Origin of the sequence: Gilliamella apis (assembly GCF_030758615.1) — a bacterium.
In the GTDB taxonomy this organism is placed as follows: domain Bacteria; phylum Pseudomonadota; class Gammaproteobacteria; order Enterobacterales; family Orbaceae; genus Gilliamella; species Gilliamella apis_A.
In genome coordinates this window covers 460,335-476,409 of record NZ_CP132381.1, presented here as the reverse complement: position 1 = coordinate 476,409, position 16,075 = coordinate 460,335, and the positions used below count along the sequence as shown (strand labels likewise).

The window sequence follows — 16,075 nt, the reverse complement described above, 5'->3', positions numbered from 1 at the left end:
AAAATAAGGCCTAAAATCATGGAAATTCGTTTTCAAAATCACGTAATGGATCTCTCTTTTCCTCAAGTAATGGGAATTGTTAATATGACGCCAGATTCTTTTTCTGATGGCGGTAATTACAACAATCTTGATGATGCTATGCGGCGAGTTGATAATATGATTCAAGCTGGGGCAACCTTTATTGATGTTGGCGGAGAATCAACTCGACCTGGTGCTGCTGATGTTTCAACCAGTGAAGAACTTGATCGGGTTATACCGTTAGTGGAAAAAATTGCTCGCTATTTTGACGTTTGGATTTCAGTTGATACATCAAAACCAGAGGTCATCACAGAAGCGGCTAAAGCTGGTGCACATTTAATTAATGATATTCGGGCATTAACTTTACCTGGAGCATTACAAGCAGCACAAAAAACGGAATTACCAGTATGTATTATGCATATGCAAGGTGATCCCAAAACGATGCAAAATGCACCTCATTACCAACAAGATATCTATCAAGAAGTCGATTCATTTTTTACTGAACATATTCAACGATGTGTAACTGCTGACATTGCTCGGGAAAAAATCATCCTTGATCCAGGCTTCGGATTTGGCAAAACGTTAGCCCATAACTATCGTCTATTGGCTACACTGGAAAAATTCCATCACTTCAATTTGCCTATTTTGGTTGGCATGTCAAGAAAATCGATGGTCGGGCAAGTGCTAAATGTTCCCCCTAAAGAACGTGTATTAGGTAGTGTTTCTTGTGCAGTTATTGCAGCAATGAAAGGAGCGCAAATTATCCGTGTTCATGATGTCAAAGAAACCTTCGATGCCATGCGAATAGTGCAAGCCACATTAGCAGAACAATCATTTTAGTCTGTAGAATTTCTTCTTATTGTTATTTAAATAGCTAGCCGTTAAAGATTGTCTAAAACGGCTAACTATTTAGATTGGTTAAACTACTCCGAAATGAACGAGTAATACAAAAGTTATATTATTTTAGGGTTGCCATATATTCTTCTAAGTGTGATTTAATTACTGTCACATGAGGACCATAAATAACTTGAATACCTTGGCCATTAATAATTACACCTTTTGCTCCAGTTGATTTTAAAATATCTTTATCAACTAATTGATTATCATGTACAGAAATTCTCAATCTTGTGGCACAACAATCTACATAAGTAATGTTTTCTTTGCCACCTAATCCATCTAATATAATACTTGATAGCTCATTGTTATTTTTAGCTTTCTTCGCATTTTCAACATCTTTTTTGGTATATAATTTAGTTTCCTCGTTATCGTCTTCTCGACCTGGAGTTTTAAAATTAAATTTTTTGATCAAGTAACTAAATGTAAAGTAGTATATTGGGAACAATGGAAGACCAATCAGAATAACATTAACCCAATGTGTTTTACTATTTCCTTGTAAAACACCAAATAATACAAAATCAATTAAACTTCCAGAGAATGTTTGCCCTACACCAACATCGAAAATATGACAAAGCATAAAAGATAAACCAGCATACAAACAATGAATAAAGTAGAGTAAAGGACCAGCAAATAAGAAAGAAAACTCAATTGGTTCAGTAATCCCAGTCAAAATAGCCGTTAAAGTTGCAGAAACTAGTAGACCTAAGACCATTTTGCGATTTTGTGGTTTAGCTGTACGATAAATAGCCAATGCAGCACCAGGAATACCAAATAAATAAAATGGAAATTTACCCGCCATAAAGCGTGTGGCTTCAACTGAAAATTCAGTTGTATTTGGACTAGCAAGTTGAGCAAAGAAAATATTTTGTGCTCCAGCAATAAGATTGCCATCAATCATTGCCGTACCACCAACTCCAGTCTGCCAGAATGGCATATAAAATACATGATGCAAACCAAATGGAATTAAAGCTCGCTCAATAAATCCATAAATAAATGTACCTGCATAGCCCGATTCATTGACTAATTTGCCTAATAATAAAATTCCATATTGGATAGAAGGCCAAATATAAAACATTAAAATACCGACAAATAAATAAACGAATGCTGTAACAATAGGAACAAAGCGCGAACCACCAAAGAATGATAAAATAGCAGGTAACTCAATTCGATAATACCGATTATGTAAAGCTGCTACACCTAATCCAACAATAACACCACCAAAAACGCCCATTTGTAGAGTTTGAATGCCAACCGCATCACCTAAAGAACCATCTGGTAAGGCACCTTCTTTTAAGAGTCCTTTTAGCTCTAATAGCGCATGAATAGTTGAATGCATAATAAAAAAGCCTACCGCACCAGATATTGCTGCAACCTCTTTTTCTTGTTTTGCCATTCCCATTGCTACCCCAATAGCAAAAAGAATAGGCAGATTAGAAAATATTACACTACCCGCATTTTTCATGATGGTTAAAAAAGCATGTAACAAAGTTCCTTCGCCTAAAAAGCTTTGTAATCCATAGGACACAATTGTTGTTTCATTGGTAAATGACGCTCCTATACCTAACATTAATCCAGCCACAGGAAGAAGAGCAATAGGTAACATAAAAGAGCGACCAACCCGTTGCAATACACTAAAAAAAGTACTTTTCATTGTAGTTAACCCTATTTTTTATTAAAAGACACAGTGAACGTCTCAAATAGTTCACAAAAATAATTTTATATGTAAACAAATTTAATTTAAAGAGATCTAGTTCACATAATTTTAATAAAAAATTAATTTATATAGCTTTATTAACGGAAAAACAACAAAAAATAGAGTATAAATTATCTATAATGTTTAATTTTGTGAATTAAGACCTTCATCGCAATAAAGGCCTTAAAAGTTAGGAGAGATTACGGAGTTCATTTAGCGTCTGTTTATAGGATTTATCTTTATTAAACAACCCAGCAGTTCCCAGTATAAAATATTCAACATAAGGCGATAGCTGTTCGATGATATTTGGGCTTATCGCACCATCAATGGCAATAGAAGTATTGAGATTTCTATCTTTAATCATATCACTTAATCGCTTTATTCTATCGATAGAGTTAGCGATAAAAGGTTGTCCGGCAAAACCTGGATTTACTGACATTATCAAAACAACATCAATTAGATCTAAAACATCTTCTAACACACATAATGGTGTTCCTGGATTAATAGCAACGCCTACTTTCTTACCTGTTGATTTAATTTGATTTAGAGTTCGATGTATGTGGGTTAATGTTTCAACATGAACATAAATAATATCGCAGCCAAGTTGAGCAAATTTTTCTATATATGGTGATGGATTAGTTACCATTAAATGAACATCATAAGGAATTTTTGACAACTTACTCACCGCTTTAATATCTTCTATACCTAATGCGAAATTAGGTACAAAATTACCGTCCATCACATCAATGTGAAACATGTCTACACCAGATTCTTCTAATGACTTCAATTCAACTTCTAACTTGGAAAAGTCAACACACATAAGCGAAGGACAAAATTTACTCATGAAATTCTCCTTTTTGAATAGCATCGATTTGATCTATTCTATTTTGGTGACGGCCGCCTTCAAATTTCGCCATTAACCATTGTTCAACAATCATTTTTGCAAGTTCACTTCCCACTACACGGGAACCAAAAGCAAGAATATTAGTATTATTATGTTCACGTGATAATTTTGCAGAATAAGGATCACTACAAACAACCGCTCTTATTCCTGAACATTTATTTGCCGCAATTGAAATACCAATACCTGTGCCACATATTAATATTCCTAAATCGGCTTCTTTTGAATTGACAGCCCTTGCCACTTTATTGGCATAAATCGGATAATCGGTTCTTTCTGTTGATGGCGCACCAAGATCAATCACTGTAATATTCTTAGTCTCCAAATAATCAATGATATCTTTTCTTAAAATATATCCAACATGATCATAACCAATTGCAATTTTCATATATTTCCACCTCTCTGACTAAAAAAAACACAATTAACTTCACACTTAAAAATATTAACGTTAATTTATTTTTTTGTAAAGTTAACGGCAAAAATAAAAAAATCTTTTTTTACAATGTGCTTAAATTGAAATTGGGTTAAAATTACCCGAAAAATGTTATGGAGAGAAACCATGAAACAAACACATGATCCAGAAAATTCTAATGCTTTAGCAATTGGAGCAATGATTCGTATTTCACTTTCTAGTTTAAGTAATACTGAACAACGAATTATTGAATGGATGATGACTAAAGGAAATTTAAAGCCTAGAACAAGTATTAAAGAAGTGGCAGAAGAATTATCAGTTTCGGAACCATTATTAGTAAAAGTATCTAAAAAATTAGGTTACTCTGGTTTTAGAGAAATTCGAAAAGCATTACTTTCTTATTTTGATGCTTTACCTTTTGATAAAGAACAAGAACTATCTGAAAAAGATAATGTCGAAAATATTATTGAAAAAGTTTTTAATAACTCTGTACAAGCTTTAAAAGAAGCCCAATCTATTGTTGATGCTAAAATAATATCAAAAGCAGCAGAATGGATTTTTCATGCTAACCGTATCGTTATTCTTGGTGTCGGTGGTTCAGCTATTGTTGGTCAGGATTTTGAACATAAATTATTGAGAATTGGGATTCACAGCCATACTTATAGTGATCACCATTTGATGGTAATGGTGGCGAGTCAATTAAAAGAAAACGATGTAGTTATTGCTATATCTCAATCAGGCAATACAGCGGAAATATGTAATGCAATATTGGTTGCGAAAAAGAATAAAGCTAAGATTATTTGTATTACTAATAATCATCAATCTGAACTAGCTGAAATTTCCGACTTATCTATCTTTAGTCCAGCTAAAAATGGTCCATTATTAGGGCAAAATGCTGCAGCTCGAATTATTCAACTAACTTTATTAGATACATTATTTATCGCAATTGTGGTCTTAGATCACGAAAAATCAAAAGTTCATTTAGAACGTAGTATTGATGTAGTAAAACCATTACATAAAAATGCACAATATATTGAATAATATTATTTTTAATTAAATATAAAAGTTGAGTTATCAAAAACGCCTTTCCTCAAAATTTTTAATTGTGGTTAAAATATGTAAAAAATATTAAGGAATCTATACCATTAACTTACAAATAATATTTCTGTTTTATTACTAGCAATCGAATAACCTTAAAGGTAGGCAAATGCCTACTTTACCTATATTACAATAGTATTCCGCTTACTAATAAGGCTAGCGCATTAAATTTAATAATTTAAAAAGTTAAAAATAATCTTGTAAAAAATATTGAGGAGTCTATACCACCATTTTACTTTTTTACTAAGCAACGCTTTTACAATTTAAGATATATCGTTTAAAGTGATTAATGTTCGCGATGAAAGTTAAATAATGATGGTAAATGTGTTTTTAACTAACCAAGATCGCTATAAATATAAACAATCCTATATAATTATTATTCATAAACGCTTTAAAACAATTGCTTCTATCACGGTCTTTGATTAACCATTGTTGATAAATAAATAGCAATAAGGCGATGATTAAACCAATATAATAAAATTGCTGAAAATGATTGTTTATGCCGATCAATGTCAGGCAAACTAAGGTTATGATTTGCAGTAATCCAATAATAAACTTGTCATAGTCACCAAATAGGATAGCAGTGGACTTGATGCCTATTTTAAGATCATCATCGCGATCGACCATAGCATATTCGGTATCATAAGCTATTGTCCAACATACATTAGCTAGACACAGTAACCAACAAGTTATCGGAAATTGAGCTATTGTTGCCGCATAGGCCATTGGAATTCCCCAGCTAAAGGCAATGCCTAAAGTCACCTGAGGTAAATGTGTGTAACGTTTCATAAATGGATAAAGCATTGCCGTGATTAATGCAAAACCAGCCATTAACCAAGTTAATTTATCCAAAGTAAGCAATAAACCAAGCGCAATAAGCAGTAATACGAATAAAGTGTATAAGGCATTTTTTTCGCTCAATGCACCACGGGCGAGAGGACGATTCTTAGTACGTTCGACTTTACCATCAAAATGCCGATCAGCGTAATCATTAACCACACAGCCAGCTGAGCGCATAACAATCACACCAACAACAAACACAACAACAACATGAACAGATGGCGTAGATGTAGCAAGCCAAATCGCCCACAATGTTGGCCAAAGTAGCAGTAAGGAACCAATTGGCTTGTCTAATCGCATCAGTTGTAAATAAGCTAACATAGGTTGTCATTGTCCCGAATCATAATAGGTGGATTATACCTGTTCGTTAAAAAGCTGCAAACAACAGCTATCAATGCATATTTTGACTTAAATAAGTGAGCGCTTTATTTGCTATATAATCAGAGTTATACCATTTGTAAATATTGTTCAGCAATAATCGCTAATGCTTGATAAAATAGACTGACTTGATTTTGTTTTAAGCAATCCAAATACATTGGTGCCCAATTTAAAAGGTATTCGGTCATTAATTGCTGTGCAGCAGCAAATTGCTGCTTTTCTAGTAGTATTGCATATGCCATTAACATCAATCCAAACTGATCTTCTGGCTCATTCATACCCGTATCAAGCGTCAACCCTTGCTGCTGTAAAAATTCACGATAGCGTTCTTGTGATTCACCCATTAGTAGTTTTTCTTGATCTAAATAGACTGAACCCCAAGGTGGCGCCGACATAATGCCTTGCCCTTCAAATAATAGTGAGAATTGATATTCTATTTCTGCATGCTGTATCTGAGTACTCAAGATTTGGCATTGTTCAGTTACTAATTGTTGGTTTGGCCACTTTGCTAACTGATCTAGCTGTAATAATCCATCAATTAAACCAGTGACTTGTTTACTGGTAGGCGGATAATAAAAAAAAGCGCCTAATAATTTCGCCAACGTGATAGAAGTCAGGTTATCCAAATTATTCAATCCTATATTGATTAGCCAATTAATTATGCCATTACCATCAATTACCGCACAATTAAACGGTTATCATCCACAAATTATAAAAAGTGATACGTCCGCAAATTTCTGCGATAAATACGCCAATAAAAGCCAATAGATAAATCATTACCTGATGTTGCTTTCTTAAAATCGCAAATAAAACCAATGTGATAGAAATAATTAATAATGCGCACTGTGCTATTATCCAGCAATATTGATTAGAGGTTAAGTCTGGAGCAATTTCACTCATTAACTTTAAGTAAGGCATTTTTAATAGCAGAATCAGTAAACTACCAATAAAAAAAGCGCAATAACCTGCTCGATATAGTCCTAACCAAGTAACAGCAATTCCTCCCAATACCAACATCGCAGTATACATTTGTATCGCGGTATAACAACTATTCCACGTTTTTATTGTTGCTAACATATAGGTTAATACGATTGTCCAAACAAAAAATAGGCTTAAAATAACCAAGATCATCGCCAATAAATAGTTTAAATGTGGTATACGGTTAATTTTTTGGCATAGAGGTTTGATGATTTGTAATTTGGTACTATTTGGATACAAGACAAAATAATTAAGCAATACAAAAGCAAATGTCATAGCAAATAATAAGCCAAAGGTAAAAATTTCATTACTCATTGGTGAACGGCCGATACCAAAAATCACATTGAATGCGCGTAATGGTTGACCTAAATGAAATGAAGCAATCGCCATACCAATCGCCATGAAAATTAACGCTACTGCATTAATTTTTTGAGTGATAGCTAATTTGTTTTTTGAACGATAAACAAGATAAAACAAACTACTAAGTAAGATCATTCCTGCGGATAATTGCCCAAATATCGTAAAAAATACCAGTGGAAGTTCATGCATACTAGACCTCCTCAGGATTAAGCACTTTACCAAGCGAGTCACCCGATATTTTAGCTTGCGCATGTGGCTTTATCACAATACTTGGTTTGGTTAAATCTGAACTAGGTAATGGAGCAATATCGCACTCATCACCATAACGTTGACGCAAGGTATTAATGTCATCAAAATCTAAAGCGCGTTGAGGACAAGACTCAACACATACAGGTTTTAAACCTTGCGCTACACGTTCATAACAACCATCACATTTAGACATTACCTTTTTTTGATGATCATATTGTGGTGCACCGTAAGGGCAACGCATTTCACAATAGCGACAACCAATACACACATCTTGATTGACTACCACTAACCCATCTTCTTGGCGTTTATGCATAGCGCCTGTTGGGCAACCTTTTACACAGGTTGGCTCTTGACAATGATTACAAGAGATTGACAAATAATAGGTAAATGTATCATTTTGCCAACATCCATCTACTTGCTTCCATGTACCACCGCCATATTCATAAACACGGCGGAAATGGACACCAAGCGCATTATCTTTTTCATCTTTACAACTTACTTGGCAAGTTTTGCAACCAGTACATTTGGTAGAATTAATATAAAAACCATATTGCATTTGAACCATCTCCTTCCGATTAAGATGCCGACGGCATAGCTGCTATTGGTTTAACTTCAACCAAATTGGTATGCTGAGGATTAGATTTAGCAAGCACAGAGGGGCGTAAGGAGGTTAAACGATTAATGCAACCACCAATATCAATGCCAGCAGCATTAGTCTTGGCCCATAATCCTTGCGGAAGAGCGATAATTCCCGGTAGTATCCGTGGTGTCACTTTAGCTGGAATGTAAAGTCGACCGCGGTCATTATAAACTTCAACCAATTGACCATGCTTTATCTGTCTTTGTTCTGCGTCCACTGGATTAATCCAGAGACTACTAGCTACCGCTTCTCGCAGTTGCGGAAGATTACTATAACTTGAATGACAATGCCCTTTGATATGAAAACCGATTAATTGTAATGGATATTTCGCTTGTGTTTGCAGGTCTTCACTCCCCTCTATTGCCGGTAAATATGCCGGTATAGGATAAAGTTTATCATCGTCATCAAACTCCCATTCATTGGCAATTTTGGCTAATGCTTCTGAATAAATTTCGATTTTACCTGACGGCGTATTTAATGGATTTTTTATTGGATCATCGCGAAAAGCTTTTAATCCGATCTGTGCATCGCTATCAGCTAATTTACGATCAACAATCCCCATTCCATCTGTTTCGGCAAAAGTCGGTAAATTAGGATTGAGCTTACGCATTTTTTTATAACTATAAGCAATCCAATCATCTTGACTCCGACCTTCAGTAAATTTATCTTTAACTGCCATTTTTGCTGACAATTCTGTCAAAACCTCATAAGCAGGACGATTTTCCCAAAGTGGTTTTATTGCTCGTTGCAAACGAATAAAATAATGATAAGCACCTGATGCATATGAATTATTGATTAAATCATTACTCTCTACAGATGAAACATCCGGTAACAGTAGATCAGCATATTTTGCTGAAGCAGTCATATGGGTATCCCAAACTAAAATAAATTCACATTTCGATTCGTCTTGTAAAATTTGGTGAGTCCGATTGAGATCGGCGTGTTGATTACCAATAACATTGCTAGCATAGCTCCAGATAAATTTAATACCCACATCTAATTTATCTTTACCTTTTATATAAGAATTTTTCGCAGTCATGCTTAACGGTTCATCAATTGCCTTCGTCCATAAAAAGAAAGGAATACTGGTTTTAACAGGGTTAACCATATTCAAGCCAGGCACAGGATAAGTTACGCTACCACCCCAAGTACCAATGTTAGTACCACGCTTACCAAACTGACCGGTGATAACCGGTAGGATCATAATCGCCCTTGTAGTATGCTCACCATTTTGCCAGCGCTGTGGCCCCCAACCTTGTGAAATCCATGCTGCTTTAGCATTAACAATATCTAATGCCAACTGCCGAATTTGTTTGGCTGGAATACCGGTTTTTTTAGCTGCCCATTCTGGCGTTTTTGCGGTTCTGTCATGCCCTAGACCCAAAATATAAGATTTGTAATCGCTAAAAGGCGGAGCACTATCAGGTAATGTATCAGCATTCCAACCCACACAATATTGGTTAAGCATCGCCTCATCAACACGATCTTCTTCAAGCAACGCATAAATAATTGCAGCGACTAACGCAGCGTCAGTACCAGGAATAATCGGCAGCCACTCAGCATTATAACCAACGACACTTTCACTACGGCGTGGATCAATAATAATTACCCTTGCTTTACTTTGTGCTAATGCAGTATATAACTCAGCAACCTGCCCACCGCCCGACATTCTAGTTTCAGCAACATTATGTCCAAACATCACAACTAGATCAGAATGTTTGATTTGGTCTAGCAACGACTCTTTAGCATTACCATATATAAAAGGTTGAATAGCGGTGATCTGTCCACTTGAATAATCACCATGATAATTAAGGTGACCACCGATACAACTTAAAAATCGCTTACAGGCATTACGACCTGAGATATTTGCCCCTGTCGTACCCGTACCATATTGGTAATAAATAGCTTCATTGCCATAGCGATTAATAGTGTATTTGAGTTTCTCTGCTAATAGATCGATAGCTTCGTCCCACGAGATGCGTTTAAATTTGCCTTCACCCCGTTTACCGATTCGTAGCATTGGATATTTTAGCCGTTCCGGATCATAAGTACGCCAACGCACAGCTCGTCCTCGCAGACAAGGACGGATTTGATGTTGACCAAAGATCGCATCATTAATCCCTTCTTCAGCAGATATTTTAGTAATAATATCGTTTTTAACATGTACTTTTAACGGGCAACGACTACCACAGTTAACTAAACATGCACTATAAAAAATCTTTTCTTGATTCGTTGGATTAGGTACCGAGGTGTTGGCAAGATCTGTCTCTGGCGAGGCATAAGCAAAAGGTAATTGTAAATCATTAGTTAATGCGGCCACACTACCGATTGCTAATGATTTTTGTAAAAAATCGCGCCGAGTTATCTGATTATCTGACTTGCTCATCCTATTCGCTTATTTATATTTGGCATGTCATTATCATAATACTACAGTTAAAATTATAAAACAGAAAAAAGACTAAAATCGAAATTAACTTAAAATAAATTAATGAAATAAGAATTATTATCAATAAAAAAATAGCTTTGCTTTTTATTATAAATTTAATTTCATGCATCTTAAGGAAAGATTGGTATAATAAGCCCATTTAATCGAATAAACAGAAAAGTTATGTCACAATCCACTTATAATGCAGTTGATATTGAGGTCTTAAAAGGGCTCGATCCTGTTCGTCATCGTCCTGGAATGTATACTGACACAGCTCGCCCCAATCATTTAGGGCAAGAGGTGATTGATAATAGTGTCGATGAGGCTATTGCTGGCCATGCTCGCCAAGTGAAAGTAACCCTTTATGAAGACAATTCACTTGAGGTTATTGATGATGGTCGAGGTATGCCTGTTGATATCCATCCTGAAGAAGGCGTACCGGCTATTGAACTATTACTTTGTCGCTTACATGCTGGTGGTAAGTTCTCCAACAAAAACTATCAATTTTCTGGTGGTTTACATGGGGTGGGTATCTCTGTTGTCAATGCCTTATCCAAACGCGTAGAAGTCACCGTAAACCGTGATGGACAAGTTTACCAAATCGCCTTTGAAAATGGTGATAAAGTTGAAGATTTACATGTAATTGGCACCTGTGGCCGACGAAATACTGGTACAAAAGTACGTTTTTGGCCGGATGAAAAATATTTTGATTCACCTCGCTTCTCAGTACCTCGCCTAACTCATTTGCTTAAAGCGAAAGCTGTACTTTGCCCGGGACTGGAAATCATTTTTAAAGACAAAATTAACAGTACTGAGCAACGCTGGTGTTATCAAGACGGTTTAAAAGATTATCTGATAGAGTCAGTTAGTGGTTACACACTATTACCGGAACAACCATTTACTGGTAGCCATACAGGTGAAACAGAAGCGGTTGAATGGGCATTACTTTGGTTACCAGAAGGTGGTGAATTATTAACTGAAAGTTACGTTAACTTAATTCCTACTGTGCAAGGTGGCACCCATGTCAACGGTTTACGTCAAGGATTACTTGATGCCATGCGTGAATTTTGTGAGTTTCGTAATTTATTACCGCGTGGTTTAAAATTAACCGCCGATGATATTTGGGAACGCTGTGCCTATGTGTTATCAGTAAAAATGCAAGAACCGCAATTTGCCGGTCAGACCAAAGAACGTTTATCATCAAGACAAAGTGCAGCTTTTGTTTCAGCTATTGTTAAAGATGCATTTAGCCTGTGGTTGAATCAAAATGTACAAATTGCCGAATTACTTGCTGAGATGGTAATTTCCAGTGCTCAAAAACGCTTAAGAGCATCCAAAAAAGTCATCCGTAAAAAACTAACCAGTGGTCCAGCTTTACCGGGTAAATTGGCCGATTGTTCGTCACAAGATTTAAGTCGTACTGAACTATTTTTAGTCGAAGGTGATTCTGCAGGCGGGTCAGCTAAACAGGCTCGCGATCGTGAATATCAAGCAATTATGCCGTTGAAAGGTAAAATATTAAATACTTGGGAAGTCTCATCTGACGAAGTATTAGGATCGCAAGAAATTCATGATATTTCAGTAGCTATTGGTATTGATCCTGATAGTGATGATTTAAGTCAATTACGCTACGGTAAAATCTGTATTTTAGCCGATGCTGACTCAGATGGATTGCATATTGCCACGTTACTGTGCGCACTATTTGTTCGTCACTTTCGAGCCATGGTTGAACATGGACATATTTTTGTCGCCATGCCACCACTGTATCGTATCGATTTAGGCAAAGAAGTTCATTACGCCCTTGATGAAGAAGAAAAAGAAGGGATTTTAGATCAGCTTAAACGTAAAAAAGGTAAGCCAAATGTTCAACGTTTCAAAGGGTTGGGTGAAATGAATCCATTACAACTTCGCGAAACCACAATGGATCCTAACACCCGTAGATTAGTTCAGTTATCACTAGATAATGCCGAAGAAACAATGGCATTAATGGATATGTTACTGGCGAAAAAACGTGCCGAAGATCGCCGAGAATGGTTACAAGAAAAAGGAGACCAAGTTGAACTTGATGTCTAATATACAGAATAATTTAGAGGAACAATAATGAGTGAAATAACTCATGACGGAGTAGAAGTTCAGTCGCTACGAACATTTACCGAGAGCGCCTATTTAAACTACTCAATGTATGTCATTATGGATCGCGCATTGCCGTTTATTGGCGATGGCTTAAAACCAGTACAACGTCGCATTGTTTATGCAATGTCAGAATTAGGGCTAAATGCTCAAGCAAAATTTAAAAAATCAGCCCGTACTGTCGGTGACGTTTTAGGTAAATACCATCCTCATGGTGATAGTGCCTGTTATGAAGCAATGGTATTAATGGCGCAACCGTTTTCTTATCGATATCCATTAGTTGATGGGCAAGGAAACTGGGGGGCACCCGATGATCCGAAATCATTTGCTGCAATGCGTTATACCGAATCACGTCTATCAAAATATGCCGAATTATTGTTAGGTGAGTTAGGACAAGGCACTGTTGACTATACGCCAAATTTTGATGGTACATTACAAGAGCCAAAAATGTTGCCAGCTCGATTGCCGAATATCTTATTAAACGGTACTACCGGTATTGCGGTAGGTATGGCAACCGATATTCCACCACATAACATTCGTGAAGTGGCGAATGCAGCTATTATGTTAGCTGATAATCCAAAAGCAACACTTAGCGAAGTGATGGATCACATAAAAGGCCCTGACTTCCCAACAGAAGCTGAGATTATTACCTCTCCGGAAGATATCGCCAAAATTTATAAAACTGGCCGTGGCTCAATACGTATGCGAGCAGTTTGGAAAAAAGAAGATGGCGACATTGTTATTACTGATCTGCCACATCAAGTTTCTGGTGCTAAAATTTTAGAGCAAATTGCTAGCCAAATGCGCGCTAAAAAACTACCGTTAATTGAAGACTTACGTGACGAATCCGATCACGAAAATCCGACTCGTCTGGTTATTGTGCCACGTTCTAATCGTGTAGATCTAGAGCAAGTAATGAATCATCTATTTGCCACTACTGATCTAGAAAAAAGCTATCGTGTTAATATGAACATGATTGGACTAGATAATCGTCCATCTGTTAAAGGATTGGTTGAAATCCTAACTGAATGGTTAGAATATCGACGCATTACCGTAACCCGTCGCTTAAATTATCGCTTAGATAAAATACTAAAAAGACTACATATTTTAGATGGTTTATTAATTGCCTTCCTAAATATTGATGAAGTAATTGAAATCATTCGTCATGAAGATGACCCAAAAGCAGAATTAATTCAGAGATTTGCCTTAAGCGAAACACAAGCTGAAGCTATCTTAGAATTAAAACTCCGCCATTTAGCTAAACTAGAAGAAATTCGTATCAAAGGTGAACAAGCCGAACTGGCTAAAGAGCGAGATCAACTGCAAGCATTATTAGCTTCACCAAGAAAGTTAAGTAATTTAATCAAAAAAGAGCTACAAGCTGATGCTGAAAAATATGGTGATGAACGTCGTTCACCAATTGTCGAACGCAGTGAAGCCAAAGCAATTACTGAACAAGAGTTAATCCCTTCTGAACCAGTTACAATCGTATTATCAGAAATGGGTTGGGTCAGAGCTGCTAAAGGCCATGATATCGATCCTGTAGGATTAAGTTATAAAGCAGGTGATAGTTTTAAAACCGCAGCAAAAGGTAAAAGTAATCAACCAGTGGTATTTATCGATTCAACTGGTCGCAGTTACGCTATTGAGCCAAGTACATTACCATCAGCTAGAGGACAAGGCGAACCTCTTACTGGTAAACTGGCATTACCAGCTGGAGCAACCATTGAACATGTATTGATGTCAGGCAATGAACAACAAAAATTCTTACTTGCATCGAGTGCTGGATACGGTTTTATCTGTCAATTTAATGATTTAATTGCCCGCAACCGTAATGGTAAAGCAGTGATTAATTTATCTAAAGATGCAGATGTATTAGCACCAATAGAGATTTTATCAGAAGAAAGCTTGCTGTTATCAATTACTAAAGCAGGAAGAATGCTGATATTCCCAGTAAAAGATTTACCAGAATTATCTAAAGGTAAAGGCAATAAAATTATTTCACTCTCTGGTAGCGATGATAGCCTAGCTTATATGATGTTGATAACACCAGAAACATCTATAACTCTATATGTTGGTAAACGCAAACTTACACTTTATCCAGCTGATTTACAAAAATTTAGAGCGGAGCGTGCTCGTAAAGGCACATCATTACCACGTGGATTGCAAAAAATAGATCGAATTGAGGTAAACGAATAATATGTCTTTGATCTGGTCCATTATTACCGGTTTAATACTGAGTTCAGTATTAAAATCTGGGTGGGGATTTATACTCGGATTATTTATTGGCCCAATGCTATATCAAGCATTTGGTAATAAATTGACTGAGAAAAGGACACAATCTAATCCAAACTTATACTTAACGGTTGTTTTTGAAGTATTAGGGCATTTAAGTAAAGCTAAAGGGGTTGTTACTCGTGATGATATTAATCTGGCTCGGCAAGTTATGGATCGTCTTCAACTTGATGCGACAAGTCGTCAATTAGCGCAAGAATCATTCAATCGTGGTAAAGCGAGTGATTACCCACTTCGATCACGATTAAGTGAGTTATATCACCAATATCGTTATCGACGTAATGTCTTAAATATCTTTTGCGAACAATTAATTCAAGCTGCTTTAGTTGATGGTCATTTAGATGACAAAGAATCGGAGATTCTTTTCATTGTTGCCGATGAGTTTCGTATTCCACGGCCGCAAATGGCAATATATATTCAAATGATGATGGGAAGCTTTCATTTCCGTCAAGAATATCAGTACAATCAACAAAACAGTCAACATCAATATCAACAAAATCATAATTATAATGGTTCCCAAAGCAGTACTATGCAATCAGATTTAGCAAATGCTTATAAAATATTAGGAATAAATTCATCTGCTGAAATTTCTGAAATAAAAAGAGCCTATCGTAAATTAATGAATGAACATCATCCAGACAAATTGGTATCCAAAGGCTTACCAAAAGAGATGTTAGAAGCAGCCAAAAAGCGAGCACAAGAAATTCAAGCTGCTTACGATCTTATAAAATCATCACGTGGCTTTAAATAGAGATTACTAT

General features: G+C 36.1%; 13 protein-coding genes. 5 read left to right on the top strand and 8 right to left on the bottom strand.

The window, feature by feature from the left end:
- Positions 1-18: 18 nt before the first annotated feature.
- Positions 19-858 carry a dihydropteroate synthase gene (folP, locus tag RAM17_RS02270; protein ID WP_110448626.1) on the top strand — a complete coding sequence of 280 codons (840 nt, stop codon included), beginning with the start codon at positions 19-21 and terminating at the stop codon, positions 856-858.
- Between the two features lie 118 nt (positions 859-976).
- On the opposite strand, the gene RAM17_RS02265 is transcribed toward folP, so the two are convergent.
- The 3 genes from RAM17_RS02265 to rpiB all read right to left on the bottom strand — a co-directional run bounded on the left by RAM17_RS02265 (position 977) and on the right by rpiB (position 3,897).
- Positions 977-2,566 carry a PTS transporter subunit EIIC gene (locus RAM17_RS02265; RefSeq protein ID WP_110448627.1) on the bottom strand — a complete coding sequence of 530 codons (1,590 nt, stop codon included), beginning with the start codon at positions 2,564-2,566 and terminating at the stop codon, positions 977-979.
- A gap of 232 nt (positions 2,567-2,798) precedes the next feature.
- The gene (gene rpe / locus RAM17_RS02260) at positions 2,799-3,452 is read right to left on the bottom strand and encodes a ribulose-phosphate 3-epimerase (RefSeq protein ID WP_110448628.1); all 654 of its coding nucleotides are present in this window, start codon (positions 3,450-3,452) and stop codon (positions 2,799-2,801) included.
- Entirely contained in the window at positions 3,445-3,897 is a 453-nt protein-coding gene (rpiB, locus tag RAM17_RS02255; protein WP_110448629.1) for a ribose 5-phosphate isomerase B, read from the bottom strand. The genes rpe and rpiB overlap by 8 nt, the downstream gene beginning before the upstream one ends.
- A gap of 171 nt (positions 3,898-4,068) precedes the next feature.
- On the opposite strand from rpiB, the gene RAM17_RS02250 reads away from it, so the two are divergent.
- Complete coding sequence (locus RAM17_RS02250; protein ID WP_110448630.1) at positions 4,069-4,962, top strand: SIS domain-containing protein; 894 nt, start codon at positions 4,069-4,071, stop codon at positions 4,960-4,962.
- A 387-nt stretch (positions 4,963-5,349) separates the two neighbouring features.
- Here RAM17_RS02250 and ubiA read toward each other — a convergent pair whose 3' ends face one another.
- From ubiA to RAM17_RS02225, 5 genes are all read right to left on the bottom strand, one after another.
- Positions 5,350-6,180, bottom strand: coding sequence for a 4-hydroxybenzoate octaprenyltransferase (gene ubiA, locus RAM17_RS02245; RefSeq protein ID WP_110448631.1), 831 nt, complete (start codon positions 6,178-6,180; stop codon positions 5,350-5,352).
- A 125-nt stretch (positions 6,181-6,305) separates the two neighbouring features.
- Positions 6,306-6,863, bottom strand: a complete 558-nt coding sequence (locus RAM17_RS02240) for a TorD/DmsD family molecular chaperone (RefSeq protein WP_198201604.1) — start codon at positions 6,861-6,863, stop codon at positions 6,306-6,308.
- Positions 6,864-6,924: 61 nt separating this feature from the next.
- Positions 6,925-7,764, bottom strand: coding sequence for a dimethyl sulfoxide reductase anchor subunit family protein (locus RAM17_RS02235; protein WP_181414699.1), 840 nt, complete (start codon positions 7,762-7,764; stop codon positions 6,925-6,927).
- Between the two features lies 1 nt (position 7,765).
- The gene (locus RAM17_RS02230; RefSeq protein WP_110448633.1) at positions 7,766-8,380 is read right to left on the bottom strand and encodes a DMSO/selenate family reductase complex B subunit; all 615 of its coding nucleotides are present in this window, start codon (positions 8,378-8,380) and stop codon (positions 7,766-7,768) included.
- Positions 8,381-8,399: 19 nt separating this feature from the next.
- The gene (locus RAM17_RS02225) at positions 8,400-10,850 is read right to left on the bottom strand and encodes a DMSO/selenate family reductase complex A subunit (RefSeq protein ID WP_110448634.1); all 2,451 of its coding nucleotides are present in this window, start codon (positions 10,848-10,850) and stop codon (positions 8,400-8,402) included.
- Positions 10,851-11,072: 222 nt separating this feature from the next.
- On the opposite strand from RAM17_RS02225, the gene parE reads away from it, so the two are divergent.
- Genes parE through djlA form a run of 3 tightly spaced genes read left to right on the top strand, consistent with a single transcriptional unit; the run spans position 11,073 to position 16,065 of the window.
- Positions 11,073-12,962: a DNA topoisomerase IV subunit B gene (gene parE, locus RAM17_RS02220; RefSeq protein ID WP_110448635.1), complete on the top strand. Its 1,890-nt coding sequence runs from the start codon at positions 11,073-11,075 to the stop codon at positions 12,960-12,962.
- A gap of 27 nt (positions 12,963-12,989) precedes the next feature.
- Positions 12,990-15,218, top strand: a complete 2,229-nt coding sequence (gene parC, locus RAM17_RS02215) for a DNA topoisomerase IV subunit A (protein ID WP_110448636.1) — start codon at positions 12,990-12,992, stop codon at positions 15,216-15,218.
- Position 15,219: 1 nt separating this feature from the next.
- Positions 15,220-16,065: a co-chaperone DjlA gene (gene djlA, locus RAM17_RS02210; RefSeq protein ID WP_110448637.1), complete on the top strand. Its 846-nt coding sequence runs from the start codon at positions 15,220-15,222 to the stop codon at positions 16,063-16,065.
- Positions 16,066-16,075: the final 10 nt, after the last annotated feature.